Here is a 26,517-nt window from a genome sequence, read left to right as displayed (position 1 = left end):
TGGCCGCCGCCGCACGCGAGGCGGTGGAGACGGCCCTGGGAACGGGTGCACGGGCGGCGGTGGCGGCCACGGACCGCAACCCGCCACCGCCGCCCGGGCGTCAGTCCGCGCTGGCCTGACCCCCGTCGGCCCGCTCCCCGCCGGGCTGCTCCCCGTCGGCCTCGCCCGCGGCCCGGCGGGTCAGGCGGATCGTGTCCCGGTACCACAGTCCGCTGTCCTTGACGGTCCGGCGCTGGGTCCCGTAGTCCACGTGGACCAGACCGAACCGCTTGGCGTACCCGTAGGCCCACTCGAAGTTGTCCATCAGCGACCAGGCGAAGTAGCCGCGCACGTCCGCCCCGGCGCTCCGGGCCGCCGCCACCGCGCGGATGTGGTCGGCGAGGTAGGCGGTGCGGTCGGCGTCGTGCACCGCCCCGTCGGCCGGCGGCTCGTCGTCGAAGGCGGCGCCGTTCTCGGTGATCACCGTCGGCAGCCCGTAGTCCTCCTGCAGCCGCACCAGCAGCTCGGTCAGGCGCTCGGGGACGATCTCCCAGTCCATCGCCGTGCGCGGCCGGCCCTGCGGGACGACCCGTGTCACCGGCAGCCCGTCCTCACCGGTGGTGGAGCCGTCCTCGGCGGTGCCCGAGAAGACGTGGCCGGAGTAGAAGTTGACGCCGAGCACGTCCAGCGGTGTGGAGATCGCCTCCAGATCGCCGTCCTCCACCGGCAGGGTCACCCCCCTGGCGGCCAGGTCCTCCACCACGTCCTGCGGATAGCGCCCGTGCACCAGCGGGTCCAGGTAGAGCCGGGTGCCCATGCCGTCGGCCCGGCGCGCGGCGGCCCGGTCGGCCTCGCCGTCGCTCGCCGGGGTGGCGGTGCCCAGGTTGAGGGTGATGCCCAGCTCCCCGGGCGGGTTCCCGGCGGCGCGCAGCCGACGGGCGGCCAGCCCGTGGCCGAGCAGCAGGTGGTGGACGGCCCGCATGGAGTCGCCGAAGTCCCTCCGGCCGGGCGCGTGCACCCCCTGGTCGTAGCCGAGCACCGCCGAGCACCACGGCTCGTTCAGCGTCGTCCAGTGCCGGACGCGGTCGCCGAGGGCGTCGTGGGCGATCTCGGCGTAGTCGGCGAACCGGTACGCGGTGTCGCGCTCCGGCCAGCCGCCCGCGTCCTCCAGCTCCTGGGGCAGGTCCCAGTGGTAGAGGGTGACCCACGGGGTGACGCCGCGGTCCAGCAGCTCGTCGACCAGCCGGTCGTAGAAGGCGATGCCGCGCGGGTTGCCCTTCCCGCGGCCGCCCGGCTGGATGCGCGGCCACGCCAGCGAGAAGCGGTAGGTGTCCACGCCCAGGGAGGCGATCAGCTCCACGTCCTGCGGCATCCGGTGGTAGTGGTCGCAGGCGGTGTCGCCGTTCTCGCCGCCCACCACGGCTCCGGGCACGCGGCAGAAGGTGTCCCAGATGGAGGGGGTGCGGCCGTCCTCGTCGACCGCGCCCTCGATCTGGTACGAGGAGGTGGCCACCCCCCAGCGGAAGTCCGCGGGCAGCCCGGCGACCGGTTCGGCGGCCGGCCCTGCGGCGGGGGAGGTTGCGGTCGGGGTCGGCGTGGAAGTGGTGGCGGTCATGATTCTCCAGATCGGCGGTCGTCGTTCAGCCAGCAGGCGACGCTGCGGCCGGTGTCTGTGCCGGTACCGGTGCCGGTCACGGGCGCCAGAGGGGGCGTGTGCAGGCCGCAGGGCTCGAAGGCCTTCGGGCAGCGGGGGTGGAAGGCGCAGCCGGACGGCATCGCACGCAGGTCCGGCGGGGAGCCGGGTATGCCGGTCAGCTCGCGGCGCGGGCCGTGCAGCGCGGGGAAGGAGTGCAGCAGCCCGTGGCTGTACGGGTGGCGGGGGTCGCGGTAGATGTCGGCGGCCCCGGCCTGCTCCACGACCCGGCCGCCGTACATGATGGCGATCCGGTCGGAGAACTCGATCAGCAGCGAGATGTCGTGGGTGATGAAGACGACCGAGAAGTCCAGCTCCTCGCGCAGCCGCACGAGCTGCCGCAGGATCTGGCGCTGCATCACCACGTCCAGCGCGGTGGTCGGTTCGTCCATGACGACGATCTCCGGCTCCAGGGCCAGCGCCATCGCGATCATGACCCGCTGCCGCATCCCGCCCGAGAGCTGGTGCGGATAGGCGCCCAGCCGGTCGGGGGAGATCCCCACCAGCGACAGCAGCTCCCGCGCCCGCCCGGTGCGCTCCTCCCGGGACATCCCCGGCCGGTGGGCCTTCAGGACGTCGGTGAGCTGGGTGCGCACCGTGTGGACGGGGTTGAGGGAGTTCATCGCGCCCTGGAAGACGATGGAGACCTCCTGCCAGCGGAACGCCCGCAGCTCCTGCGGGGTCATGGCCAGCACGTCCACCGGTTCGCCCTCGCGCGGGTGGTAGCGCACGTCCCCGCCGGTGATCACCCCGGGCGGGGAGAGCAGCCGGGTGACGGCGTAGGCCAGGGTGGACTTGCCCGAACCGGACTCGCCGGCCAGGCCCAGCACCTCGCCGCGGCGCAGGGTCAGGTCCACGTCGTGCAGGGCCCGCACAGCGCCGTCCCCGACGCCGTAGTCGACGGACAGACCGCCGATCTCCAGCACGGGAGGCCGCGTCGAGGCGTGCGGCGGGGCGCTCACGGGGGAGGTGGCCGATGTGCTCATACGGGTGTCTCCTCGGTCTCGCGGGTCTCGCGCGCCCCGCCCGCCTTCCCCGCGGGCCCCGCCCCGCCGCGCGGGGCGCGGGCGACGGGGGTGAAGCCGACCCGCATCCGGGCCCCGCCCCGGACGCGTACGGCGGTGCGCAGCCTGGGGTTGACGAACTCGTCGATGCCGAAGTTGATCAGCGTCAGCGCCGTGCCCAGCAGCGCGATGCACAGCCCGGCGGGCACGAACCACCACCACGCGCCCTGGCCGAGCGCCTGGTTGCTCTGCGCCCAGAACAGGATGGTCCCCCAGTTCCAGTGGGAGATGTCGGCCACGCCGATGAAGGCCAGGGTGATCTCCGACAGCACCGCGAAGATCACCGTTCCGACGAATCCGGAGGCGATGACGGCGGTCAGGTTCGGCAGGATCTCGAAGACGATGATCCGCCAGGTGGACTCGCCCGTGGCCCGTGCGGCCTGGACGTAGTCCCGTCCGCGCAGCGACATGGTCTGCGCGCGCAGCACCCGGGCCCCCCAGGCCCACGCGGTGAGGCTGATGACCACCGCGATGATCACGTCGCCGGAGTCCGGCAGGAAGCTGGCGATGATGATGATCAGCGGCAGCCCGGGCAGGACGAGGAAGATGTTGGTGAGGGCGGAGAGCACCTCGTCGCCGACGCCGGACAGGAAGCCGGAGCTCACCCCGACCAGCACCGACAGCAGCGTCGCGAAGAAGCCCGCGACGAAGCCCACCACGAGCACCCCGCGGGTGCCCACCAGCACCTGGGAGAAGATGTCCTGCCCGGTCTGCGTGGTACCGAACGGGTGCTCCCAGGAAGGCGGCTGGAGCACGTCGTCGCTCATCGCGGACGGGTCGTACGGGGCCAGCCACTCGCCCGCGACGGCGAGCAGGACGAACAGGCCCAGGATCGCCAGCCCGGTGGCGGTCTTGCCGTTGCGCAGGAAGCGCAGCCGGTCGCGGCGGGCCGCGGGCGGGGCGGCGGCGGGAACGACGGCGGCGCTTTCGGACGCCTGTACTGCCATGGATCAGCCCTCCTTCCGGGTGCGCGGGTCGAGGATCATGTAGAGCAGGTCGGCCAGGAGGTTGGCGGCCAGCACCGCGAGGGTGATGATCAGGAAGACGCCCTGCATCAGCGGGTAGTCCTTGGCTCCGACGCCCTGGAAGAGGACGTAGCCGATGCCGGGGTAGGAGAAGACCATCTCCACCAGCAGGGTGCCGCCGACGATGAAGCCCAGCGAGAGCGCGAAGCCGGAGACGTTGGGCAGGATCGCGTTGCGGGCGGCGTAGGAGAACATCACCCGGCGCTCGGGCAGGCCCTTGGCCTGGGCGACCATCACGTAGTCCTCGGAGGAGACGGTCACCATCATGTTCCGCATCCCCAGGACCCAGCCGGCCATCGCGCTGAGCACGACGGTCACGCCCGGCAGCACCGCGTGGTACAGCGCGCTGGAGACGAACGCCCCGCTCAGGGACGGCACCAGGGAGGTGTCGTAGCCGCCGGAGGCGGGGAAGAGGGGCCACTGCACGGCGAACACCGCGATGGCGATCAGCCCCAGCCAGAAGTACGGGATGGCCGAGATGAAGGTGGTCACCGGCAGCAGCCCGTCCAGCCAGGAGCCGCGCTTCCAGCCGGCGAAGATGCCGATGCCGGTGCCGAGCAGGAAGCTGATCAGGGTCGTGGTGCCGACCAGGGCCAGGGTCCACGGCAGGCTCTGGGCGATGACCTCCGAGACGGGGGTGGGGAAGAAGGTGAACGACGTCCCCAGGTCGCCGCGGAACAGGCTGGCCCAGTAGTCGGTGTACTGCAGCCACAGCGAGCGGTCCCGGTCGAGCCCGAAGAGGGCCTCCAGGGAGGCGATGGACTTGCTGGAGAGCTGGCCCTGGTATCGGGCGAGCAGCGACTGCACCGGATCGCCGGGCATCAGCCGGGGGATGAGGAAGTTGATGGTGATGGCCGCCCAGGCGGTCAGCAGGTAGAAGGCCAGGCGCTGGAGGACGAACTTCACGAGGCGGCCCCCCGCCCGGTCCCGGCGGTCCGCGCGTCCCCGGGGGCCGGCACGTCCGGGGAGGTGTCGTACAGCCAGCAGGCCGCCCACTGGCCGCCGTCGAGGTCGAAGCGCGGCGGGGTCCGGTCGCGGCAGCGCTCCATCGCCATCGGGCAGCGCGGGTGGAAGCGGCAGCCGTCGGGCGGCGAGATCAGGCTGGGCGGCTCGCTCGCCGACGGATCGGCCGGATCCCCGCCGTCCCCGCCGTCCCCGCCGTCCCCGCCGCCCTCGCCGGTCCCGCCGCCCCCGGTGACCCGGTCCGGGTCGGGGGCGGAGGCCAGCAGCAGCCGGGTGTAGGGGTGGGCGGGGCGCTGGGTGACGGTCTCGCTGTCGCCGCCCTCGACCATCCTCCCCGCGTACATCACCAGCGTCTCGTCCGCGAAGTAGCGGGCGGAGGCGATGTCGTGGGTGATGTAGAGGATCGCCAGGTCCAGCCGCTCCTTGAGGTCGCGCAGCAGGTTGAGCACGCCCAGGCGGATGGAGACGTCCAGCATGGAGACCGGCTCGTCGGCCAGCAGCACCCGCGGATCGGCGGCCATCGCGCGGGCGATGGCCACCCGCTGGCGCTGGCCGCCGGACAGCTCGTGCGGGAAGGCGTCCAGGTAGCGGGAGGCCGGGGTGAGCTGCACCCGCTCCAGCAGAGCGGCCAGCGCCTTCTCCAGCTCCGCCGCGCCGCTGCCGGCCCGGCCGTGGATGCGCAGCGCGCGGGTGAGGTGGTAGCGGACGGTGTGCACCGGGTTGAGCGAGGCGAACGGGTCCTGGAAGATCAGCTGGACGTGCCGGCAGTACGCGCGGAACGCCCGCCCCCGCCCGGCCCGCACCGGTCTGCCGTCCAGCCGGATCTCCCCGGCGGTCGCGGGGTGGAGCTGGGCGAGCAGCCGGGCGACGGTGGACTTGCCCGACCCGGACTCGCCCACCAGCGCGGTCACCGAACCGCGGCGCAGCCGCAGCGACACGTCGTCCACCGCGTGGACGGCCCGGCGCTTCCCGCCCAGCAGCGCGCGGGCGCCGCGCCGCACGGGGAAGTGCTTGCTCACCCCCTCGGCCTCCAGCACCACGCGCTCGTCGGTGCCGGTGCCGGGGGCGGGGGCGGGGGCGGGGGCGGGGGCCGGGCCGGCGGGACCGGCCGCGCGGTCGGGTGGTGGTGCGGGGTGTTGTTCGGAGCGTTCTTCGGACATGGCTCTTCCTGTCGTCCCTGTGGTCGTGGCTGTCGGGCTGCCTGTGCCGTGTGCGCGGATGCCGGGGCCGTGGCCGGTACGTGCCGGGCGGGGCCCGTCCCGCCGCGGTGCGGGGATGGGATGAGGCGTGCGGCGGGGCGGGCGGCCCGCCCGGCGTCCGGCGCCCGGCGTGCCGTCAGGAGGCGGGGCGCAGGTGCAGGACGACGTCCAGGGAGTTGGGCTGGGTGGGCTGCGGCGGCGCGTACGGGTCGGACTCCGAGGGCCAGCCGACCCAGTTGCGGGTGCTGTACTCGGCGCCGATGGGAGCGGCGGCGGTGGCGATGAGCGGCACCTCCTCGACCATGATCCGCTGGAGTTCGTTCAGCGCCTCGGTGCGGGTGCTCTCGTCGCTCGCGTTCGCGTACTCCTTGAGCGCCTTGGTGGCCGCCTCGTTGCGGAAGCGGCCGAAGTTGCCGCCGGGGGCCGCCTTGCCGAGCGGCTGGTACAGCTCGCCGTCCATCACGTGCTGGTACATGTCGTACGGGGTGGCGCCGCTGTTGGTCCAGTGCAGGCTGGCGTCGAAGTCGCCCTCGTTCATCGCGGTGGTCCAGGCGTCGACGGTCTGGGTCCTGACCTTGGCCTCGATGCCGATCTGCTTGACGTTGTCCTTGATGATCGACAGACCGGTGAGGTAGTCGGACCAGCCGGCCGGGTCGGTGAGCGTCATCGTCACCGGCTTGCCCGAGGGGTCCTTCAGGACGCCTCCGGACAGGGTGTAACCGGCCTTCTTCAGTTCCTTCTTGGCGGCCTCGACGTCCACCTCCTGCTTCTCGCCCTTGTACTCGGGGGCGATGAAGGGCTCGCCGGCGGGCAGCGGGATGCCGGTCACGCTCTCGATCTCCGGGTAGAGCGTGGCCTGCGCCCGGACGTGGATGGCCTCGCGGTCGACGACGTGGTTGATGGCGCGGCGCAGCGCCGGGTCGTCGAAGGGCTTCTTGGCGGTGTTGAACCACAGGCCGTGGACGCCCAGCCCGGAGGGGAACCAGAGCTTGTGGTGCTCGGGGTCCTTGGAGACGTAGATCTTCTCGTAGTCCGGGGTGAAGACGAAGGACCACTCGCAGGTGCCGTTGGCCAGGGCCGTGGTCTGCGCGTTGTTGTCGTTGTAGGAGGTGTAGCGCAGCTCCCGGACCTTCGGCTTCTCCTGCCAGTAGGTGTCGCGGGCGGCGAGGGTGATGGTCTGCGGCGTGAAGGTCCTGAGCGTGTACGGGCCGGTGCCCACGGGCTTCTTGTTGGGCCAGGTCTCGGGGTTCTTCACCTTCGACCAGATGTGCTCGGGCACGACGAAGGTGGTCAGGATCTTGCTCTGGTTGACGAACTGCGACTCGGGGAAGGTCAGTTCGACGGTGTCGTCCTTGCGGCTGATGCCGTCGTAGGGGATGGCGTTGGTGTTGAGCGCCTCGTTCTCCTTCAGCAGCCGGAAGGTGAACTCCACGTCCCCCGCGCTGAACTCCTTCCCGTCGGACCAGGTGGGCCCGTCCTGCACGGTCAGGGTGAGCTTCCTGTAGTTGTCCGACCACTTCCACTCGCTGGCCAGCCAGGGCGTGCCCTTGTCGGCGGGGCGGACGCCGTTCACCATCACCAGCGGCTCGTAGATCATGTGGCGGTAGCCCAGGGAGGCGCCCGCGGAGGTGCCCAGGAACGGGTTGCTGTTGTCGGTCTGCGGGCCGTTGGGCATGCCGACGGTCAGCACGCCCTTGTCGCCCTTGGCCTGTCCGCCGCCCGCACCGGGGGCGCCCGCGGTGCAGCCGGCGAGCAGGGCGGTGGCGGCCAGGGCCACCGCGATGGCGGTTCTGGTCCGGGTCCTGACTCTCATGGTGTCTCCTCCTGGTCTTTCCGTTTTCGATCGCGGTGGGTGAGGGAGCGATCTCGACTGATTTTTGAGAGCGCTCTCAGAATGGCTGGGACTCTGCGCTTGAGAGCGCTCTCATCGGGGTTCTGCGGCAGGTGCGAGCGGGACGGGGGGTGGGGTTCTAGGGGGTGAGGACCGGGCCGGGGGCCGACGCGCGGTCCACCAGTTCGGTGGGCAGGACGACCCGGTCGCCGTCCGGGATGTCGTCGGGGAGACCGTCCGGGGGGCCGGCGCCGATCCGGGCCAGCAGCAGGGCGGCGGCCGCCCCGCCCATGGCCCGCAGCGGCTGGCGGACGGTGGTCAGGGGCGGGTCGGTGTAGGCGGCCAGCGGAATGTCGTCGAAGCCGATCACCGCGACGTCGTCGGGCACCCGCCGCCCGGCCGCGCGCAGGGCGCGCAGGGCGCCCATCGCGCTCAGGTCGTTGTGGGCGAAGACGGCGTCGAAGCCGGCGCCCTCGGCCAGGAGGCGCGCCACGGCCTCCTCGCCCGAGCGCTCCCCGAAGCCGCCCTCCACCGTGCGGCGCGGATCGTGCCCGGCGCCGTGCTCCTCCATGGTCCGGACGAAGCCCTCCAGCCGCTCGCGCACGCAGTCGAACCGCCGGGGGCCGGTTATCACCAGCGGCCTGCTGCGGCCGAGGCCGAGCAGCCGGTGTGCCGCCTGCCGGCCGCCGAGGGTGTTGGTGGTCGCGACGGAGGGGAACCCCGGATGGCGGACGCGGTCGTCGATCAGCACGACCGGCAGGCCCGAGCGGTGCATCGCGGCGACGGCGCCGGTCTCGGTCTCCGGCTCCACCACCAGCAGCCCGTCGAACGCGTTCGCCGACACCTGCGCGGCCAGCCGCGTCATCGACTCCCGGCCCCGGCTGCAGGTGAACAGCAGCAGCCCGTATCCGGCCGCCTCGACGGCGTCCACCGCGCCCTGGACGAGCTCGGCCACCCAGGGCCAGGCCAGGGAGGGCGCGAGCATCCCGACGGTGCGGCTGCGGCCCCGGGCCAGCCCGACGGCGCGCGAACTGGGCACGTAGCCCAGCCTGCCGATGACGTCGCGCACCCGTTCGGCGGTCCGGCCGTCCACCTCGCCCTTGGCGTTGAGCACCCGGGAGACGGTCGACTTGCTGACGCCGGCCGCACGGGCGACATCGGCGATGGTGACGCGCATGTGCACTCCTTCGGCGGCTCGGTGCTGCTCGGTTCGGCTGCGGCGGGGGCGGGGACGGGGGTGGTGAACGGGGCCGGCGGACGGACGACGGGACGGCGGTGGCGCGGCAGTGGTAGGCGGCGGCACCGGTCCCGGGACCGGTGCCGGGCATGGGCACGGAGTCAAACGGCAGCGAGCAAGGGCGTCAAGACTTCACGTCAAAATTGCTTGTCACTGTTTGAGAACGCTCTCAAGAGCGCTCTCTTGTTCACCTCTTGAAGTCAATTGGTCTCATCCAAGCCCTTGACGACCGGGTTTCCCCGGGAGTTGACTCACTGCCCGAACCAAGCCTGGAAAGCGGGCGGTTGGTGTGCCGAGCGCCGCCCGCATCCCGTCCGCGCCGCGCTCCGTGCGCACGAGGCGGCTTCATGCCGCCGCGGCCGCCGTACGGTCACGTACCCGCCGCCCGTGCCCCGGGGAGCGGCACCCCACCGCCGGATCCTCCGGACGACAGACGGATGTGATGGTCATGCACCCGACAACCCCCCACACGCCCCACGACCCTCCCCGCGGAAAACCCGCCCGGCGCCGCCGGTCCCGCCGCTGGGCGTCGGCGGCCACGCTGCTGACCCTGGCCGCGACCATGGCGGTCACCGGCACCGCGGCCGCCGGCCCGGCGGGCGAGACCGCCGGGAGAACCGTCCAGAAGGCCGCCCAGGGCGCCGAGGCCGTCCCGGCGGCGGTGCTGTTCGAGGAGAACTTCGACGGCCCCGCCGGTTCGGCGGTCGACAGCCGCAGATGGCAGCTGGAGACCGGCGACAACAGCGGCAACAACCACGAGCGGCAGTACTACACGCCGGGCAACGCCAACGCCGCGCTCGACGGCAACGGCAACCTGGTGATCACCGCCCGCAAGGAGAACCCGGGCAACTACCAGTGCTGGTACGGGCGTTGCGAGTACACCTCGGCCCGGATGAACACCGCGGGGAAGTTCACCACCACCTACGGCCACATCGAGGCCCGGATGAAGCTCCCGCGCGGACAGGGCATGTGGCCCGCGTTCTGGATGCTCGGCCACGACATCGGCAGCGTCGGCTGGCCCAACAGCGGCGAGATCGACATCATGGAGAACGTCGGCTACGAGCCCGGCACCGTGCACGGCACCCTGCACGGCCCCGGCTACTCCGGCGGCGAGGGCATCGGCGCCGGCTACACCCTCCCCGGCGGCAGGGCGTTCGCCGACGACTTCCACACCTTCGCCGTCGACTGGTCCCCGAACTCCATCACCTGGTCGGTCGACGGCCAGGTCTACCAGCGCCGCACCCCGGCCGACCTGGGCGGCGACCGCTGGGTGTTCGACAAGCCGTTCTTCCTGATCCTCAACCTCGCGGTGGGCGGCGACTGGCCGGGCCTGCCGGACTCGAGCACGGTCTTCCCGCAGAAGCTCGTCGTCGACTACGTCCGCGTCACCAGCGGCGGCGACAGCGGTGGCGGCAGTGGGCGCACCGGCACCATCACCGGTCTGGCGGGCAAGTGCCTGGACGTGGCCTGGGCGGACACCGCCAACGGCACCCCCGTGCAGATCCACGACTGCAACGGCAACGCCGCCCAGCAGTGGACCGTCGGCACGGACGGCACCATACGGGCGCTCGGCAAGTGCCTGGACGTCTCCGGCGCGGGCAGGGCGGACGGCACCCCCGTCCAGATCTGGGACTGCAACGGCACGGCCGCCCAGCAGTGGGTCGTCACCGGGGCCCGGGACATCGTCAACCCCAACGCCGACAAGTGCCTGGACGTGAGGGACAACAACTCCGCCAACGGCACGAAGACGCAGATCTGGACCTGCTCGGGCACCGCCAACCAGAAGTGGAACACGCCCTGATCCGGCCCTGATCCGGCCCTGATCCGGCCCTGATCCGGCACGGGGCCGGGGCCCCTCCCCGGTACTGCGTCCGGGCCCCGGCCGTCTCCCCGCCGCCCCGCCCCCACCTCCGGTCACCCGCCTCGGGGACCGCTCCGGGTGGGGGCGGGGCGTGCGCGTAGGGTGTGGGCTTCCCGTACCGGCGGGGGCGTGTGGCGTGCGGAGGTGGCGATCTACCACGGCCGGGACTACATCAGGTACTGGGGCATCGACTTCCAGGACCTCCCCGGCGGCCGCCGGGGCCCTCGGCGTGCTCGGCCTGCTCATCGCCGCGCTCCTGGCCTGGGGGCTGCTGAAGACGCGCCGCACCAGGCCCGCGGACCCCGAGGCGCGGGAGCGGGCCAGGGCGCGCGCAGAGAGCCGGCGGCGCCAGGCCGGACTGCGTAAGCGGCGGCTGGCGCTGCAGAGGAGGGGAAGCCGCGGAAAGTAGCGGTGCGTACGCGCCGGTGACGCGCCGCGGCGCCCGGCGCCCGGCGGTCCCGGACGCGGCGCTATCCGCCCACCGGCCCCGCACCGCCGGGACCGGGCCCGGAGCCGGGGCCGTGGCCGCCGTCCCCGGCCTCCTCCGCCACGAGATCCCGGTACTCGGGGTGCATGACGATCCACTGCTCGACGAAGGCGCAGGCCGGCCGGATCCGCAGGCCGCGCCGCCGCGCGTCGTCCAGCGCGGTGCGCACCAGCCGGTCGCCGATGCCCCGGCCGAGGAAGGGCCGGGACACCACCACCCGCGGATAGGTCACCAGACCGTCGTTGCGGACGTAGTCGGCGAAACCGGTGAGGGTCGCGCCGATCCGGGCCTCGAACCGGCCGTGGGCCGGGGCGTCGGTGATCGTGACCTGGCTGTTGGTGGCTGCCGTGGGCATGCTGCGTTCCTCCCGGAATGGCCGTATCGAGCGAAAAGTGCGATACAGGGGCATTCTTCCGGGCGTCCGAGTGCCACACGGCGGCGTTCCTATCCCTCCCGCCCCCCGGCAGGACGGGTGAACCGGTCGGGAGGGGAGTTCCGGCGGACGCGCGCCGAGGCGGCCCTACGCCTCGCCCTCCAGGCGGAACCCGACCTTCAGCCCCACCTGGTAGTGCTCGACCTCGCCGTCCGAGATGTTGCCGCGCACCTGCGTCACCTCGAACCAGTCCAGGTGCCGCAGCGTCTCCGAGGCCCGGGCGATCCCGTTGCGGATCGCCTGGTCGACGCCCTCGTGCGAGGTGCCGACGATCTCGGTCACCCGGTAGGTGTGGCTGGACATGGTGCCTCCTGCTAAGGGTGGGGCGATCGGTTCTCGTCTCCACGGTGCCCCAGGGCGGGGCGGTCCGCGAGTGCTAGGCTCCGGGCGGGCCGTGACTGGCGCGTACAGATGGGATCGACCATCGGGGAGCGGCCCGCGCACCGGGTGACGAGCCCGCCGCGCCGAAGAGCCGCGCGCCTGGGCCGCCCGCACCGTCTTCGAGGACGTCAAGGAGGGGCCCATGGCCACCGCACCCACCCCGCACACCGGCAGCGCCGCCACCGTGTCGACGGCACCGGCGGCGCCGACCGGGTCTGCCGCGTTCAACAGCGCCCTGGACGTGATCCGCGCCGTCGAGCCGCGCGTCGCCGACGCCATCGGCGCAGAGATCACCGACCAGCGCGCCTCCCTCAAGCTGATCGCCAGCGAGAACTACGCCTCCCCGGCCGTGCTGCTGGCCATGGGCAACTGGCTCAGCGACAAGTACGCCGAGGGCACCGTCGGCCGCCGCTTCTACGCCGGATGCCGCAACGTCGACACCGTCGAGGCGCTGGCCGCCGAGCACGCCCGCGAGCTGTTCGGCGCCGACCACGCCTACGTCCAGCCGCACTCGGGCATCGACGCCAACCTCGTCGCCTTCTGGTCCGTCCTGGCCCAGCGCGTGGAGAGCCCCGCCCTGGAGCGGGCCGGGGCCGGGCACGTCAACGACCTGACCGAGCAGGACTGGGAGGAGCTGCGGCGCGCGCTGGGCGACCAGCGGATGCTGGGCATGTCCCTGGACGCCGGCGGCCACCTCACCCACGGCTTCCGGCCCAACATCTCCGGCAAGATGTTCGCCCAGCGCAGCTACGGCACCGACCCGGCCACCGGTCTGCTGGACTACGACGCGGTGCGCGCCGCCGCCCGCGAGTTCCGCCCCCTCATCCTGATCGCCGGCTACTCCGCCTACCCGCGGAAGGTGAACTTCCGGATCATGCGGGAGATCGCCGACGAGGTCGGCGCCACCCTCATGGTCGACATGGCCCACTTCGCCGGTCTGGTCGCCGGCAAGGTCTTCACCGGCGACTTCGACCCCGTGCCGCACGCCAACATCGTCACCACCACCACCCACAAGTCGCTGCGCGGCCCGCGCGGCGGCATGGTGCTGTGCGACGAGTCGCTGGCCGAGCACGTGGACCGCGGCTGCCCCATGGTCCTCGGCGGCCCGCTGCCCCACGTCATGGCCGCCAAGGCCGTGGCGCTGGCCGAGGCCCGGCAGCCGTCCTTCCGCACCTACGCCCAGCAGGTGGTGGACAACGCCGCGGCCCTCGCCGAGGGCCTGATGCGCCGCGGCGCGCGCCTGGTCACCGGCGGCACCGACAACCACCTGGCCCTGGTGGACGTCACCGGCTACGGCCTCACCGGCCGCCAGGCCGAGGACGCGCTGCTGGACGCCGGCATCGTCACCAACCGCAACGCGGTGCCGCGCGACCCCAACGGCGCCTGGTACACCTCCGGCATCCGCATCGGCACCCCGGCCCTGACCACGCGCGGCCTGGGGACGGCCGAGATGGACGAGGTCGCCGACCTGATCCACACCGTCCTGACCGCCGCCGAGCCGGGCACCACCGCGGCCGGAGCCCCGTCCAGGGCCCGGTACCTGCTGGAGCCCGAGGTCGCCGAGGCCGCCGCCGGACGCGCCGCAGACCTGCTGGCCGGCCACCCGCTCTACCCCGGCATCGACCTGGCCTGACCTTGAGGGCCCGCCCGCGGACCGACCCGCGGGCGGGCCCGGCCGGTAGCCTGCCGCCATGACCGACGACCTGCCCGAGATGAGGGCCTCCGACGCCGACCGGGAACGCGTGGCCGAGGTACTGCGCGAGGCGGTGGCCGAGGGGCGCCTGAACATGGAGGAGTTCCAGGAGCGGCTGGACTCCGCCTACGCCGCACGCACCCAGGGCGAGCTGACGCCCCTGGTCAGGGACCTGCCCCGGACCACCGCGCCGGCCACGTCGGCCGAGCCCGCCCGGGCCGGCCGCGGCTGGGCCGACCGCTTCGGCGGCAGCGCCACCTCCCGCGGCGGAGTGGCGATCATGGGCGGCTTCGTGCGCAAGGGGCCGTGGACCGCTCCCCGCCGCTTCACCGGCTTCGCCTTCTGGGGCGGCGGCGAGATCGACCTGCGCGAGGCGTACTTCGAGGACCGCGAGGTGGAGATCCGCTGCTTCGCGATCATGGGCGGCGTCAACGTGATCGTCCCGGACGAGGCCGAGGTCGACGTACGTGGCATCGGCGTCATGGGCGGCTTCGACCACAGCGCCGCGGGCCGGGGCGAGCCGGGCGCGCCGCGCGTGGTGGTCAGCGGCTTCGCCTTCTGGGGCGGAGTCGGGGTCGAGCGCAAGCGCAGGCGCGAGGAGCGCCGGGAGCGCAAACGCCTGGAGGGCGGACACGGCCACACGTACGGCCACGGCCACACGTACGGGCACGGCCACGACAGGCGGCGTGACGACCGGGACGACTGACCCGCGGTCTCCTCACTCCCACACGGGCGCGTCCGCACCCGGCCGCCCCGGCGGCCGGGCCCAGCCGCCCGGACCGCCGTCGTAGGCCACCGGGGAGACGGCGTGCCGCAGCCGGCCCAGCGGGCTGCCGGTCTCGTCCAGCCAGTCGGCCGGGTCGTACGGCTCCCCGGCCTCGCCCGGCTCCTCCTGAGCCCGCGGATCCTCCAGCTCGTGCTGCAGCCAGTGCGCCGTCCGCGCCAGGGCCGGCCGTACGAGCCGCGAACCCCCGTCGCCGCGCTGGTCGGTGAGCGAACGCAGCACGGCGGCGGCCAGCAGATAACCCGTGCCGTGGTCCAGGGCCTGCGCGGGCAGCACACCCGGCCCGCCGTCCGGCCCGCCCTCGGTCACGGCGATGCCGCTCGCAGCCTGCACCAGGCTGTCGAAGCCCCGCCTGCCGCCCCACGGCCCGGTACCGGGACCGCCCCAGGCGCTCAGCTCCGCCACCACCACACCCGGCCGCCGCCCGGCCAGCTCCCCGGCCGACAGCCCGAAGCGGTCCAGCGCGCCGGGACGGTAGCCGGTGACCACCACATGGGCCTTCCCCAACAACTCCTCGAAGGAGGCGCGGCCGGAGCGGGACGCCAGGTCCAGCAGCGCCGACCGCTTGCCGAACCCGGTGTCGGCGTGCGCGTCCGCGCTCTCGGGCAGGTGCGGCGAGTCGATCCGCAGCACGTCGGCGCCCAGCAGGGCGAGGGTGCGGGTGGCCACGGGACCGGCGATGACGCGGGTGAGGTCCAGCACGCGCAGACCGGCGCCCGGCCCCGAACCGGGGGAGGGCAGCGGCGGCGCGGGCGCGTCGTCCAGCCGCTCCATCCCCACCAGCGGGAGCCGGGCCACGGCCGCGCCCTGCGGATGCGCCGACCACCGTTCGGGGGTGCGGACGGCGACGGCCAGACCGCCCGCCGCGTACACCGCCTCCTCGGCCTCCTCGGCGCGGCGCTCCGCCAGTACGGCGGCGACGGCGGCGGCCAGTGCCTCGTCGTCGCCGTCGTCCGGCACGCCGAGGGCGGACAGCAACCGGGCGCGGTGGTGCGGGTAGTTGGCGTGGGTGCGCAGCCAGCCGCCGTCGGTGCGCCAGAAACGCGACAGCGGTGCGAAGGTGGCCGGCGCGCGCCCGTCGATCCGCAGATGGCGCTCGCTGACGAACGCGGTGGCCACCGCCCCGTCGTCCACCCCGACCCCGGGCACGGCCGTCCCCGTCCTCCCCGTGGCGCAGCGCGCCTCGAACTCGGCCGCCGCCAGCGCGCACACCGCCACGGTGGAGCGTGCCAGCTCCCGCACCGGCAGCCGTGCGGGCAGCACGCCGCCGGCCCCGTCGGGGGAGGTGCGGGGGACGAGACGGACACGCTCGCACAGAGAGGGATCGCCGCCGAGCGCGGCCCACAGCCGGGCCCAAGACCGTTGATCCATGCACGCATTGTGCCCGCGCTCCCGTGCGCCCGCACGGGGATCGGGTTGTCAGTACCCGCAACTAGCTTGATCCCCGACGCGGATGAGTACGCGTACGGATGTTTGGAAGCCGTGCCGGCACGGCACCCTGAGGGCATGGAGCGGATCATGGAGAACATGCACGGAACCCCCGAAATGGCCCCTTCCCTGGCCTCGGACCTCGGGCGCGGCCCCGCCCTGGCGTTCGCCCTGGCCGGCACGCTCGCCGTGGGCTGGGTGATAGCCATGCTCTACGTCATAGCCTCCTGGGTGACGGGCTGACCACCCGCCCGCCACCCGGCTCCCCGGACCCGGTCCCTCCGGAACGCTCAGCGGCGCTCCGTGGAGGAGACCACCCGGAAGCCCACCCCGGCCCGCACCAGCCGGTCGATCAGCGCGTCCCCCATCGCCACGGCCGTGGTGACCTGGCCCGAGGTCGCGGGCAGGTCGTCCAGCGCCAGACAGAGCGCCGACTCGGCCAGCATCTTCGCGGTCTCGTCGTAGCCCGGATCGCCGCCGGACACCTCCGTCACCACCCGGTGGCCGCCGCCCTCGCCGAAGAAGCGGACCTTGAACCAGCTCTCCGCGCGCTTGCTCGGGCTCGGCCCGTCCCCCGGCGCCAGCCGGGCCGACAGCGCGCGGCGCGCGGCCGGGAGCTGGGCGGCGGCGAAGAGCGCACCCACCCCGACCATGCCGCCCACGGCCATGGGCAGCGTGCGGACGGCGGCGTAGTGGCGGTAGCGGAAGTCGGGGCCGTAGCGCTCCAGGGCGGCCGCCGAGCGGGCCACGATCTGCGGATCGACCGTCGGCAGCGGCACCGCCCACACCCCCGCCTTCCCGCTGCGGCGCGGCCGGTCCAGCGGCGCGCTGACCCGGCGCCCGGCCGGACGGGACTCCACCCGCCGCCGCTCCCGAGCCGCGGCCCGCATCTGCCGGCCCCGGGAGAACGCCGTCAGCGCGGAGGCGAACGTACCCCCGGAGAAGGCCGCGGAGGCCCGCACGTAGCCGTCGATCCGCAGCGGCGCCCCCTCGGGAAGGCGCTCGACGGTGTACAGCACGCCCAGGTCGTGCGGCACCGAGTCGAAACCGCAGGCGTGCACCAGCCGCGCACCGGTGCGGCGGGCCCGGTCGTGGTGGCGCAGGTACATCATGTCGACGAACTCCGGCTCGCCGGTGAGGTCGGCGTAGTCCGTCCCGGCCTCGGCGCACGCGGCCACCAGCGGCTCCCCGTACTCGACGTACGGGCCGACGGTGGTGGCCACCACCGCGGCGCTCCGGGCCACCGCGCGCAGCGAGCCGGGATCGGTGACATCGGCGTGCAGCAGCGGCAGTTCGGCGCAGGCCGGGTTGATCTGCGCCAGCCGCTCGCGCAGCCGCAGCAGCTTGTCGCGGTTGCGCCCGGCCAGCGCCCAGCGGCAGCCGTCGGGGGCGTGGGCGGCCAGGTACTCGGCCGTCAGCCCGCCGGTGAAACCGGTCGCGCCGAACAGCACCACGTCGTACTCGCGGTCGTTGCGGGGCACTCCTGACCTCCTGGGGGTGAGAGGGGGGAAGCGGACGGAGACGTCTGTCGGGGTCCGACCCTACGGCGGCGGCATGGGCGAGCGCGCGAAGGGGCGCGGCCGCGACGGGTGCGAAAGTCCGACTCCCGCCCCCGGCGCAGGCGCCGCGTGCGGGAGTCGGCCTGCCCGGTGAGACCGGGGCGGATCAGGCGACCCGGTCATGAAACCTCGTCGAGACTGAGGCACTTCGACTTCTGGGGTACGTCCCTGACCGAACGGTTCATGTCGACCAGGACGTCCCCGGCGCGGCCGGGCGCGTCTTCGATGGTCACTTCGACGGCCGGTGCGCGCCCGTACGTCGTGAGGACCTGGACGCCGTCGGCCTCCATCCTGCCCTCGTCCAGCACCCAGTCGACGCCGCTGACGTTCATGCACAGATCGAGGGTCGGCGGCACCGGCCCGACTCCGCACCGCAGAACGATCGACGCGTCCCCCCACGATGCGGTGCCGGCTCTCGTGGCCCCGTCGCGCTGCCGCGACAGGACCGCTTCGGGCACTTTGGACACGACGTCCGCGCAGAGCGGGTCGTCGGAGAACGGGCCGGAGCGAACCGAATGGCCGGAGGACGGCAGAGAGTGCCCGAAGTGGAAGACCGCCGCTGCCACGGCGGTGGACCCGAGAACCAAGAGGTTGGTCTTTCTCTGTTTTCTCATTCGGTTTTCTTCCGGCTTCGCCTGTTCCGTGGAGTGAGCGGGAGTGGCGGACGGGATCACCTGCCGGTTGCCGACCCTACGCTGGAGCCATGAACGATCGGACGAGGGGGCGCGGGGGACGCGACGACGTGCGGGGGGCACGGCGTGATCCGCGGGCGGTACGTGAGCGGGTGCGCGGATTCGCCCTCGAACTGCCCGGCGCGTACGAGGACTTCCCCTGGGGGGAGTCCGTGGTCAAGGTCAACCGGAAGATCTTCGTCTTCCTCTTCCTCGGGCACCTCGTGGCGGGGCAGGGCGACTCCCCGCCCACCGTCACCGTCAAACTCACCGACCCCGGGGCCCACGCCCACGCGATGTCCGCCCCCGGCGCCCTCCCCACCGGGTACGGGCTCGGCCGGGCGGGCTGGGTGACCGTCCCGCTGGGCGAGGCGGGCGCGCCGGACGCGGAGCTGCTGTGCGACTGGGTGGAGGAGAGCTACCGCACCGTCGCGCCGAAGCGGCTGGTGGCGGAGCTCGACGCGGACTGACCCCGGTCCCTCGCCCCACGGGGATGCCCCGCGGCGGGCTGCTTCCGCAGCGGGGCATCCGGGCGCCTGAAGGACCGGCCCCGGGCCGCGTACGGGGGAGGAGCCGTTCCACGTCTCGGGGGCGACGACGGGCTGCGGGCCTTTCCCACCGCCTACCCCCAGACGTCGGTCACCGTGCGTGTGGTCACCCGGTGGGTCGGCTCCGTCTCGCCCGGAGCCTTCGCCCCGCGCGGCGTCCGGTCATGCACCGGCCGCACGACCGGTGCCTCACCGCCTCGTCGGAGCATGGGACCGCGTCCGTGAACCCGAACGGCGCGTCGCCGCGGGGGCGGGGGAAGTCGTGGAACTCGGCCCGAAAACGGGACGACGGGCCCGGCGTCCCGCCTGCGGGCACATCGGCGGGAAATTCACGAGGAGGGACCGCATCGCATGCCCCCGGAGTCCGGGATCTCGAAAGGCCGAGTGGTGACCGGAGCCGGACGGCGATCCCAGGCGGCCTACAGCCGTGGAGATGCGACGTGCACCCGGATGGATTAGCGTGACATGCGGGGCTGACCTGAAAGAGCATCACAACCCCGAAAGCGAGTGGCGCAGGCCTCGCAGACCCGGAAGTCGTCTTCCGGGAGAGAGGATCAGCCATGCAGATGAACAGCGTTTACCGGAAAGCACTCACAGGGAAACTGCCGTCTCCACCGGACGCGGCTGCTCTGCTTCCCGGAGACGTCACAATTCGCAACAGGCTTCCGATTCCCGTGACCGTGTACACGGTCGTGGACGGCCGCTGGGGCTTCGCTGCGGACTTGCGGACTCCGGCGCCCGATCGGCCGGGTCTGGCGGTGCAGTCGAACGCGGAAACGTGTGTACGGCCGATCCGGGATTCCTACCTACTGTTCGAGAACAGTCTGAGCGGAGGATTCGCCGCAGTCGTTCTCGTCACATCCGAGACCAGGGAGGTGAACGTCACCGGCTGGCTTCTGCTGGAGCCCTGCAACGTGGGACCAATCCCGGTCCCGAACATCGATGAGGGCGTCATCATCCCGGATGATTCGCCTCCGGTGGTCGTCGGGTGTGGCAGCCTGCCGAAATTCGCCGATGTCACCGAGCCGCCGAACGTCGTCGTTCGGGAGCAGTTCTGGCAGAGCCTTCCCGAGTCTTACACCATCGCGCCGGGGGAAACGAAGGGTTACTCCTTCGAGGTGGTGTCCGGCTTGCAGAGCACCACCACCGAGCAGAAGACCCTGGAGGAATCGGTGGGAGTCTCCGTCGGCGCGGGCTGGGGACCGGTGTCTGCTTCGATCTCCACTTCTCTGAACGCGTCCTCCACCACTTTCCAGCAGGTTTCCATCAGTGAGGAGACCCGGTCCTATGTGTCCGAGAAAAGGGAGCTTCCGCAGAGTCCGGCAGATCACAAATATCCGATGATGGTCATGTACTGGCAGCTGGTGGACCGGGTGACGGTCTATGACAGCCGGAAGGTGGCACAGCCGGACCTGTTCCAGCAGTCGGCTGTGGGGTCGATATTCGCCAGTACGCAGCCCACGGTGGTCCACGCGACAGAGCTCAAACTCGACGAAAGCACTCCGTAGAGAGACCGGCGACATGAAGATGAATCGGACGTGCCTGGACGCCCTCTACGGCAACCTGGCCTCTCCGGTGAACACCAAGAGTCCGACTGGGTGGGTCGTGCTCGATAACAGGACGCCACTGCGACTGGGAGTGTACCTCGTCTCGGACACGGGGGCACAGCTCGGACTCGGCCCAGAGAAAGGGCGCAAGCGGTTCGGCGCGGACCTACCGGCGGGCGTCGTCCTCCCGGAGAAGAGGAGTGAGTTCTACGTCGGCCCGCTCCTCACGGGGTGGTACCTGTTGTTCGTCAACCAGTACACGGGGGCATTTGCGGCCGTCAAACAGGTGTCGATAGGAAAGGAAGGAGACCAGCCGAACCCGGTCGCCGTCACGCTGCAGGACCTGCTCGTTCCGCATGGGATCGGCCCTCCCCCGAAACCGTACAAGAATGTTGTGATACCTCCGGACTCGCCGCGGGTCACCGTGGGATGCGGAACCACAACCGCCCATGGCGAGAGGAAACAGGTGGCCCTCGAGCAGTACTGGCGCAGGCTTCCGAAGTCTTACAGTATGGGGCCGCACCAAAGTCGAGTGGAAAACTACACCGTCACATCGGGCAGGGATGTGACCACCAGCGAGGAAAGCACCCTTGCCGCGTCCCTGGGACTGAGCGCGAATGCCGGGTGGGGGCCCATATCCACCAGCATCTCGGCGTCGCTGAGCACGGCCTCCAGCACCTCGCAACAGGTCAACACACGCACAAGCAACACGTCCTTCGTTTCTCAGGAGTTCGTGAACGAGGGGGACGTGGGAAAGATCATTCTCTTCTGGGAACTCGTCAACGTGGTGACCGTCTTCGGTGCCGATGGAGCGCCTGAGGCGTCTCTCGTCTACGGCTCGGAGGACCCTGCCGTAGCCGCGACGCCCTACACCGTCGAATCCCTTGCTGACCCCCCACTCGACAGGTTTCTTCCCATGTCCTCGACCATGCAGGACGTGCTTTCACGGAAACCTCCGGCACTCGCGCTGGAAGACGACAGGGGAGCCGGCCTTGCGTACGCGAGCGGCCTGGCCGGTCAGGCGGCCGATCCGCCGGAACGGACTGGCGAGCGCGCCTGAAGAGGGCTCGGAGAAGCGGCGTGGAACCACCCCCCGGCAGTCCGGCGCCGCTGTCGCACCGGAACTCCCGGCGGCCTGTGCCGCGCCGGTGGTCCGGCGTGAACGGCGAGTACGGCGTCGCGGCCGTATCCCGTATCCGGACGGGAACCGGACGCTGATCGGGTCCTACGTTCGAGGAAATCCGGCCGGGGATCACCGCGTCACCACGTGAGTCGGTCCGCGCCTCGGAGGGAGAGCCGGGGAAACGGGTTTCACGGCCAACAGGGGAAGTCAATGCGGGCAATCACTTGGAACATGCAGGGCGCCAGTGGGATGGGGGAGAGTAAATATGCCAGTAACGTGATGACTCTCCTGAACAGGTGTGGAGCGGGATTTGACCTCGTTTTGGCTCTTCAAGAGGCAGGAGACCCCCCGAAGGGATACGGGAACCCGCCGGCGAACGTTTTGGCTCACTTCCACTGGGGTGGGGTGGAGTTCTACGAGGTGAAGTGGGACATAAAAATCTATCGTCAAGGCGTGAGCTACTACATTTACTACGTCATCACCGACGTGTCGGGAACTCCGGATGCCCCTGGACGGGTTAATCTGGCACTGGTCGCGCCAGTGCGGCTGGACATATTGAAAGATGTCCTCATATGCGGCCCCGGCCTGCCGAGGCAAAGTTCCAGGCCGGCGATCGGTATCCGCTACGGCAATATGCTGATCTGGAGTCTCCATGCCTTCCCCAAGGGGGGAGGAGATGCCGTTCCACTGCTCTCCAACATCTCGGCCAGCGCGCCGCTGAGGAACTATCCGTGGATCGCGCTGGGTGATTACAACGTGAACCGCAGGAATCGCCAGAGTCGGCAGCTCGAGGACCGCGTCGGGTGGGATCCTGGTTGGACCGTGATCGCTTCGGGGGAGGTGACGTACCCCTCCTCTTCGGCTGAACTTGACTACGCGGTGGCCAGGAACGTGACGAAGCAGCGGGCGCACGTCATCCCCCTGGTCGGGGGATCCGACCACCTGCCGGTGCTCTTCGAATTCTGTTGACCTGGCGGCGGAGTGGATCCGCCGAGCTTTCCGGTGCTGCCTCTGGGACCCCTGCGAGAGACCCGTCGGTGCCTCGGCCGCGCCGCTCCGCGTTCGACGGGTGCCCGAGTCCGGGCGGCCCCCGGTTGACCGCGTGCCGGGGCGGTGGGCCGGCGGCGCCCACAGCACGGGAGGCGCGAGACGCGCGGCGGGCTTGCGGTCGGCTTCCCGTCCGGGCGCCGCATCCGGTCGCCCCGTCCGTGGCCACCGGCCGCGGAGTCAGGCCCGCGAGATCCGGGCACCGCTCGCGCACGGGCAGCGCACCGGTTCCCCGCACGGGTGCGCGTTCTCCGCGGCCCCGGCGGCCCGGCCGTCGGGGCGGCACACCATGTCCCGCGAGGGGTTGTGGAAAGTGGAACGTGTTCTTAGCATCGCCGGTGTTACATCATTGGTGTCATACGGTCGCGGCGCGGCGGCCCGGACGGTTGGAGACCGGATGGCAGCGGCAGGCACGGGCCCCGGCCCGCTGGCCGGAGTGCGGGTGGTGGAGCTGGCGGGCATCGGCCCCGGCCCGTTCGCCGGGATGCTCCTGGCCGACCTCGGCGCCGACGTCGTCCGCGTCGACCGGCCCGGCGGGCAGACGCTGGGCATCGACCCCGCCCTCGACGTCACCGGCCGCAACAAGCGCTCGGTGGTGGTCGACCTCAAGGCCGACGGCGGCCCCGCAGCCGTACTCGACCTCGCCGAACGCGCCGACGTCCTGATCGAGGGCTGGCGCCCCGGGGTCGCCGAGCGCCTGGGCGTCGGCCCCGGGCCGTGCCTGGCCCGCAACCCGAGACTGGTCTACGGGCGGATGACCGGCTGGGGCCAGGACGGCCCCCTGGCCGCCAGCGCCGGACACGACATCGGCTACACAGCCGTCACCGGCGCGCTGGGCATGATCGGCCCGGCCGGCGGTCCGCCCGCGATCCCCGCCAACCTGCTGGGCGACTACGCCGGCGGCTCCCTCTACCTCGTCGTCGGCGTCCTCGCGGCCCTCCACCACGCCCGTACCGAGGGCGGCGGTGGCCAGGTCGTGGACGCCGCCATCGTGGACGGCACCAGCCACCTCACGGCGATGATCCACGGCATGCTGGCCGCCGGGGCCTGGCAGGACCGCCGGGGCGCCAACCTGCTGGACGGCGGCTGCCCCTTCTACGGCTTCTACGAGACCGCCGACGGCGGCTGGATGGCGGTCGGCGCGCTGGAGCGGCCGTTCTACGACGAGTTCGCACGCCTGCTCGGCCTGGATCCGGAGACGGCCGCCCACCGCGACGACCCCGCCCGCTGGGACGGGCTGCGCGAGGCCGTCGCCGCCCGCTTCCGCACCCGCACCCGGGCGCGGTGGACGGAGGTCTTCGAGGGCACCGACGCCTGCGTGGCCCCCGTGCTCTCCCTGCGCGAGGCCCCCGCCCACCCCCACCTGGCCGCCCGTGGCACCTACACCGAGTACGCGGGAGCCGTCCAGCCGGCCCCCGCCCCCCGCTTCTCCGCCACTCCCGGCGCGCTGCGCCGCCCGCCCGCCACACCCGGCGCGGACGCCGCCGAGGTGGCCCGCGACTGGGACCTGCCCGTCCCCATGCCCGAGGAGGGCTCACGATGAAGCGGAAGATCTTCACCGAGGACCACGAGGCCTTCCGGCGGACGGTCCGGGCCTTCCTGGAGCGGGAGGTGCTGCCGCACTACGAGCGCTGGGAGAGCGAGGGCGCCGTCGACCGCGAGGTGTGGCGCGCCGCCGGACGCCAGGGCCTGCTGGGGGTGGCCGTCCCCGAGGAGTACGGCGGTGGCGGGCAGGACGACTTCCGCTACGGCGCCGTGCTGGCCGAGGAGTTCACCAGGGCGGGCACGCCCGGCCTGGCGATCGGCCTGCACAACGACGTCATCGGCCCGTATCTGACCTCCCTGGCCACCGAGGAGCAGAAGAAGCGCTGGCTGCCCGGCTTCTGCTCCGGCGAGACGATCACCGCCATCGCCATGACCGAGCCCGGCGCCGGCTCCGACCTCCAGGGCATCCGCACATCGGCCGAGGACCGCGGCGACCACTGGCTGCTCAACGGCTCCAAGACCTTCATCTCCAACGGCATCCTGGCCGATCTGGTGATCGTCGTCGCCAGGACGACCCCCGAGGGCGGCGCCAAGGGGCTGAGCCTGCTGGTCGTCGAGCGCGGCATGCCAGGCTTCGAACGCGGCCGCAACCTCGACAAGATCGGCCAGAAGTCCCAGGACACCGCCGAACTGTTCTTCCACGACGTGCGCGTGCCCAAGGAGAACCTGCTGGGCGAGCTCAACGGCGCGTTCGTCCACCTGATGACGCAGCTCGCCCAGGAGCGGCTGGCCATCGCGGTGGCCGGCATCGCCGGCGCCGAGCACCTGCTGGAGATCACGCGCGAGTACGTCATGGGGCGCGAGGCGTTCGGCCGGCCGCTCGCCCGGCTCCAGCACGTACGCTTCGAAGTGGCGGAGATGGCCACCGAGTGCGCCGTCACCCGCGCCTTCGTCGACCGCTGCATCGAGGACCACGTCAGCGGCGGGCTGGACGCCGTCCACGCCTCGATGGCCAAGTGGTGGGCGACCGAACTGCAAAAACGCACCGCCGACCGCTGCCTCCAGCTCCACGGCGGCTACGGCTACATGAGCGAGTACCCCGTCGCCAGGGCGTTCACCGACGGGCGCATCCAGACCATCTACGGCGGCACGACCGAGATCATGAAGGAGATCATCGGCCGTTCCCTGCTCTCCTGATCTCCTGACCCACCCCTTTCCGGAAGGCATCTTCGACCGTGACGACCCACGCGAGCAACGACGCGTACATCTACGACGCCATCCGCACCCCGCGCGGGCGCGGCAAGGCCGGCGGCGCCCTCCACGGCACCAAGCCGATCGACCTGGTCGTCGGCCTGATCCACGAGCTGCGCCGCCGCTTCCCCGGCCTGGACCCGGCCGCCATCGACGACATCGTGCTCGGCGTCGTCACCCCCCTGGGCGACCAGGGCGCCGACATCGCCCGCACCGCCGCCATCGCCGCCGGGCTGCCCGACACCGTCGCCGGCGTCCAGGAGAACCGCTTCTGCGCCTCGGGTCTGGAGGCCGTCAACCTGGCCGCCGCCAAGGTCCGCTCCGGCTGGGAGGACCTGGTCCTGGCCGGCGGCGTGGAGTCGATGTCGCGGGTGCCGATGGGCTCCGACGGCGGCGCCTGGGCCATGGACCCGATGACCAGCTTCTCCACCGCCTTCGTCCCGCAGGGCATCGGCGCCGACCTCATCGCCACCATCGAGGGCTTCTCCCGCCGCGACGTGGACGAGTACGCCGCGATGTCGCAGGAGCGCGCGGCCACCGCCTGGAAGGAGGGCCGCTTCGACCGCTCGGTCGTCCCCGTCACCGACCGCAACGGCCTGGTCGTCCTCGACCGCGACGAGCACATGCGCCCGGGCACCACGGCCGACTCCCTCGCCTCCCTCAAGCCGTCCTTCGCCACCATCGGCGAGGCGGGCGGCTTCGACGCGGTGGCGCTGCAGAAGTACCACTGGGTGGAGCGGATCGACCACGTCCACCACGCGGGCAACTCCTCCGGCATCGTGGACGGCTCCGCGCTGGTGGCCATCGGCAGCCGCGAGGTCGGCGAGCGTTACGGCCTCACCCCCCGCGCCCGGATCGTCTCGGCCGCCGTCTCCGGCTCCGAGCCGACGATCATGCTCACCGGCCCGGCCCCGGCCTCCCGCAAGGCACTGGCCAAGGCGGGGCTGACCGTCGACGACCTGGACCTGGTGGAGATCAACGAGGCGTTCGCCGCCGTCGTCCTGCGCTTCGTGCGCGACATGGGCCTGCCCATGGAGAAGGTCAACGTCAACGGCGGCGCCATCGCCATGGGCCACCCGCTGGGCGCCACCGGCGCGATGATCCTGGGCACCCTCGTGGACGAGCTGGAGCGCCGCGATCTGCGCTACGGCCTGGCCACCCTCTGCGTCGGCGGCGGCATGGGCATCGCCACCGTCGTCGAGCGGCTCTGACCCCCACCGACCCCCAC

The 26,517-nt window shown here is 72.2% G+C and carries 24 protein-coding genes; 12 read left to right on the top strand and 12 right to left on the bottom strand.

The window, feature by feature from the left end; genetic code table 11:
- Nucleotides 1-100: 100 nt before the first annotated feature.
- The 7 genes from ACLIYP_RS08835 to ACLIYP_RS08805 form a co-directional block, all read right to left on the bottom strand.
- Entirely contained in the window at nucleotides 101-1,594 is a 1,494-nt protein-coding gene (locus ACLIYP_RS08835) for a GH1 family beta-glucosidase (protein ID WP_412712574.1), read from the bottom strand.
- A complete protein-coding gene (locus tag ACLIYP_RS08830) occupies nucleotides 1,591-2,658 on the bottom strand; it encodes an ABC transporter ATP-binding protein (protein WP_412712573.1) in 1,068 nt (355 codons plus the stop codon). Before ACLIYP_RS08830 ends, ACLIYP_RS08835 begins: the two co-directional genes overlap by 4 nt.
- Nucleotides 2,655-3,683 (bottom strand): ABC transporter permease, encoded by a 1,029-nt coding sequence (locus ACLIYP_RS08825; RefSeq protein WP_412712572.1) that lies wholly within the window; start codon nucleotides 3,681-3,683, stop codon nucleotides 2,655-2,657. The genes ACLIYP_RS08830 and ACLIYP_RS08825 overlap by 4 nt, the downstream gene beginning before the upstream one ends.
- A gap of 3 nt (nucleotides 3,684-3,686) precedes the next feature.
- Entirely contained in the window at nucleotides 3,687-4,667 is a 981-nt protein-coding gene (locus tag ACLIYP_RS08820) for an ABC transporter permease (RefSeq protein ID WP_412712571.1), read from the bottom strand.
- The gene (locus ACLIYP_RS08815; protein WP_412712570.1) at nucleotides 4,664-5,884 is read right to left on the bottom strand and encodes an ABC transporter ATP-binding protein; all 1,221 of its coding nucleotides are present in this window, start codon (nucleotides 5,882-5,884) and stop codon (nucleotides 4,664-4,666) included. Before ACLIYP_RS08815 ends, ACLIYP_RS08820 begins: the two co-directional genes overlap by 4 nt.
- A 175-nt stretch (nucleotides 5,885-6,059) precedes the next feature.
- Complete coding sequence (locus ACLIYP_RS08810) at nucleotides 6,060-7,736, bottom strand: ABC transporter substrate-binding protein (RefSeq protein WP_412712569.1); 1,677 nt, start codon at nucleotides 7,734-7,736, stop codon at nucleotides 6,060-6,062.
- A 157-nt stretch (nucleotides 7,737-7,893) separates the two neighbouring features.
- On the bottom strand, nucleotides 7,894-8,931 hold the full coding sequence (locus tag ACLIYP_RS08805) for a LacI family DNA-binding transcriptional regulator (RefSeq protein ID WP_412712568.1): 1,038 nt from the start codon (nucleotides 8,929-8,931) through the stop codon (nucleotides 7,894-7,896).
- Nucleotides 8,932-9,553: 622 nt separating this feature from the next.
- On the opposite strand from ACLIYP_RS08805, the gene ACLIYP_RS08800 reads away from it, so the two are divergent.
- Complete coding sequence (locus ACLIYP_RS08800; RefSeq protein WP_412712576.1) at nucleotides 9,554-10,792, top strand: RICIN domain-containing protein; 1,239 nt, start codon at nucleotides 9,554-9,556, stop codon at nucleotides 10,790-10,792.
- 289 nt (nucleotides 10,793-11,081) lie between these two features.
- Nucleotides 11,082-11,261, top strand: a complete 180-nt coding sequence (locus ACLIYP_RS08795; protein ID WP_412712567.1) for a hypothetical protein — start codon at nucleotides 11,082-11,084, stop codon at nucleotides 11,259-11,261.
- Between the two features lie 61 nt (nucleotides 11,262-11,322).
- On the opposite strand, the gene ACLIYP_RS08790 is transcribed toward ACLIYP_RS08795, so the two are convergent.
- Together ACLIYP_RS08790 and ACLIYP_RS08785 are read right to left on the bottom strand one after the other, a co-directional pair.
- Nucleotides 11,323-11,694: a GNAT family N-acetyltransferase gene (locus tag ACLIYP_RS08790; protein ID WP_412712566.1), complete on the bottom strand. Its 372-nt coding sequence runs from the start codon at nucleotides 11,692-11,694 to the stop codon at nucleotides 11,323-11,325.
- A gap of 165 nt (nucleotides 11,695-11,859) precedes the next feature.
- Nucleotides 11,860-12,075, bottom strand: a complete 216-nt coding sequence (locus ACLIYP_RS08785) for a dodecin (RefSeq protein ID WP_412712565.1) — start codon at nucleotides 12,073-12,075, stop codon at nucleotides 11,860-11,862.
- Nucleotides 12,076-12,295: 220 nt separating this feature from the next.
- Here ACLIYP_RS08785 and ACLIYP_RS08780 point away from each other — a divergent pair, with 220 nt between their 5' ends.
- Together ACLIYP_RS08780 and ACLIYP_RS08775 are read left to right on the top strand one after the other, a co-directional pair.
- Entirely contained in the window at nucleotides 12,296-13,786 is a 1,491-nt protein-coding gene (locus tag ACLIYP_RS08780) for a glycine hydroxymethyltransferase (protein ID WP_412712564.1), read from the top strand.
- A gap of 58 nt (nucleotides 13,787-13,844) precedes the next feature.
- The gene (locus ACLIYP_RS08775; protein WP_412712563.1) at nucleotides 13,845-14,552 is read left to right on the top strand and encodes a DUF1707 SHOCT-like domain-containing protein; all 708 of its coding nucleotides are present in this window, start codon (nucleotides 13,845-13,847) and stop codon (nucleotides 14,550-14,552) included.
- A 12-nt stretch (nucleotides 14,553-14,564) separates the two neighbouring features.
- Here the strand turns inward: ACLIYP_RS08775 and ACLIYP_RS08770 are convergent, their stop codons facing one another.
- Entirely contained in the window at nucleotides 14,565-16,001 is a 1,437-nt protein-coding gene (locus ACLIYP_RS08770) for a CoA transferase (protein WP_412712562.1), read from the bottom strand.
- Nucleotides 16,002-16,136: 135 nt separating this feature from the next.
- On the opposite strand from ACLIYP_RS08770, the gene mmpA reads away from it, so the two are divergent.
- Nucleotides 16,137-16,301 carry a morphogenic membrane protein MmpA gene (mmpA, locus tag ACLIYP_RS08765; protein ID WP_177213893.1) on the top strand — a complete coding sequence of 55 codons (165 nt, stop codon included), beginning with the start codon at nucleotides 16,137-16,139 and terminating at the stop codon, nucleotides 16,299-16,301.
- A gap of 47 nt (nucleotides 16,302-16,348) precedes the next feature.
- Here mmpA and ACLIYP_RS08760 read toward each other — a convergent pair whose 3' ends face one another.
- Entirely contained in the window at nucleotides 16,349-17,539 is a 1,191-nt protein-coding gene (locus ACLIYP_RS08760) for a saccharopine dehydrogenase family protein (RefSeq protein ID WP_412712561.1), read from the bottom strand.
- Between the two features lie 197 nt (nucleotides 17,540-17,736).
- The gene (locus ACLIYP_RS08755; RefSeq protein WP_412712560.1) at nucleotides 17,737-18,291 is read right to left on the bottom strand and encodes a DUF3515 family protein; all 555 of its coding nucleotides are present in this window, start codon (nucleotides 18,289-18,291) and stop codon (nucleotides 17,737-17,739) included.
- A gap of 29 nt (nucleotides 18,292-18,320) precedes the next feature.
- Between ACLIYP_RS08755 and ACLIYP_RS08750 the strand changes: the two genes are divergently transcribed.
- The 7 genes from ACLIYP_RS08750 to ACLIYP_RS08720 all read left to right on the top strand — a co-directional run bounded on the left by ACLIYP_RS08750 (nucleotide 18,321) and on the right by ACLIYP_RS08720 (nucleotide 26,500).
- On the top strand, nucleotides 18,321-18,758 hold the full coding sequence (locus ACLIYP_RS08750) for an MmcQ/YjbR family DNA-binding protein (RefSeq protein ID WP_412712559.1): 438 nt from the start codon (nucleotides 18,321-18,323) through the stop codon (nucleotides 18,756-18,758).
- 638 nt (nucleotides 18,759-19,396) lie between these two features.
- Nucleotides 19,397-20,344 carry a hypothetical protein gene (locus ACLIYP_RS08745; protein WP_412712558.1) on the top strand — a complete coding sequence of 316 codons (948 nt, stop codon included), beginning with the start codon at nucleotides 19,397-19,399 and terminating at the stop codon, nucleotides 20,342-20,344.
- A 13-nt stretch (nucleotides 20,345-20,357) separates the two neighbouring features.
- Entirely contained in the window at nucleotides 20,358-21,443 is a 1,086-nt protein-coding gene (locus ACLIYP_RS08740) for a hypothetical protein (protein WP_412712557.1), read from the top strand.
- Between the two features lie 273 nt (nucleotides 21,444-21,716).
- On the top strand, nucleotides 21,717-22,475 hold the full coding sequence (locus ACLIYP_RS08735; protein ID WP_412712556.1) for an endonuclease/exonuclease/phosphatase family protein: 759 nt from the start codon (nucleotides 21,717-21,719) through the stop codon (nucleotides 22,473-22,475).
- A 475-nt stretch (nucleotides 22,476-22,950) separates the two neighbouring features.
- The gene (locus tag ACLIYP_RS08730; RefSeq protein WP_412712555.1) at nucleotides 22,951-24,096 is read left to right on the top strand and encodes a CaiB/BaiF CoA transferase family protein; all 1,146 of its coding nucleotides are present in this window, start codon (nucleotides 22,951-22,953) and stop codon (nucleotides 24,094-24,096) included.
- Entirely contained in the window at nucleotides 24,093-25,235 is a 1,143-nt protein-coding gene (locus ACLIYP_RS08725; RefSeq protein WP_412712554.1) for an acyl-CoA dehydrogenase family protein, read from the top strand. The genes ACLIYP_RS08730 and ACLIYP_RS08725 overlap by 4 nt, the downstream gene beginning before the upstream one ends.
- A 38-nt stretch (nucleotides 25,236-25,273) precedes the next feature.
- Nucleotides 25,274-26,500: an acetyl-CoA C-acetyltransferase gene (locus ACLIYP_RS08720; RefSeq protein WP_412712553.1), complete on the top strand. Its 1,227-nt coding sequence runs from the start codon at nucleotides 25,274-25,276 to the stop codon at nucleotides 26,498-26,500.
- Nucleotides 26,501-26,517: the final 17 nt, after the last annotated feature.

It is taken from the genome of Streptomyces nanhaiensis, assembly GCF_046614825.1.
Classification (GTDB): Bacteria; Actinomycetota; Actinomycetes; order Streptomycetales; family Streptomycetaceae; genus Streptomyces; species Streptomyces radiopugnans.
Note: the sequence above shows the minus strand (reverse complement) of the source record. Positions and strands in the feature narration are given on the sequence as shown.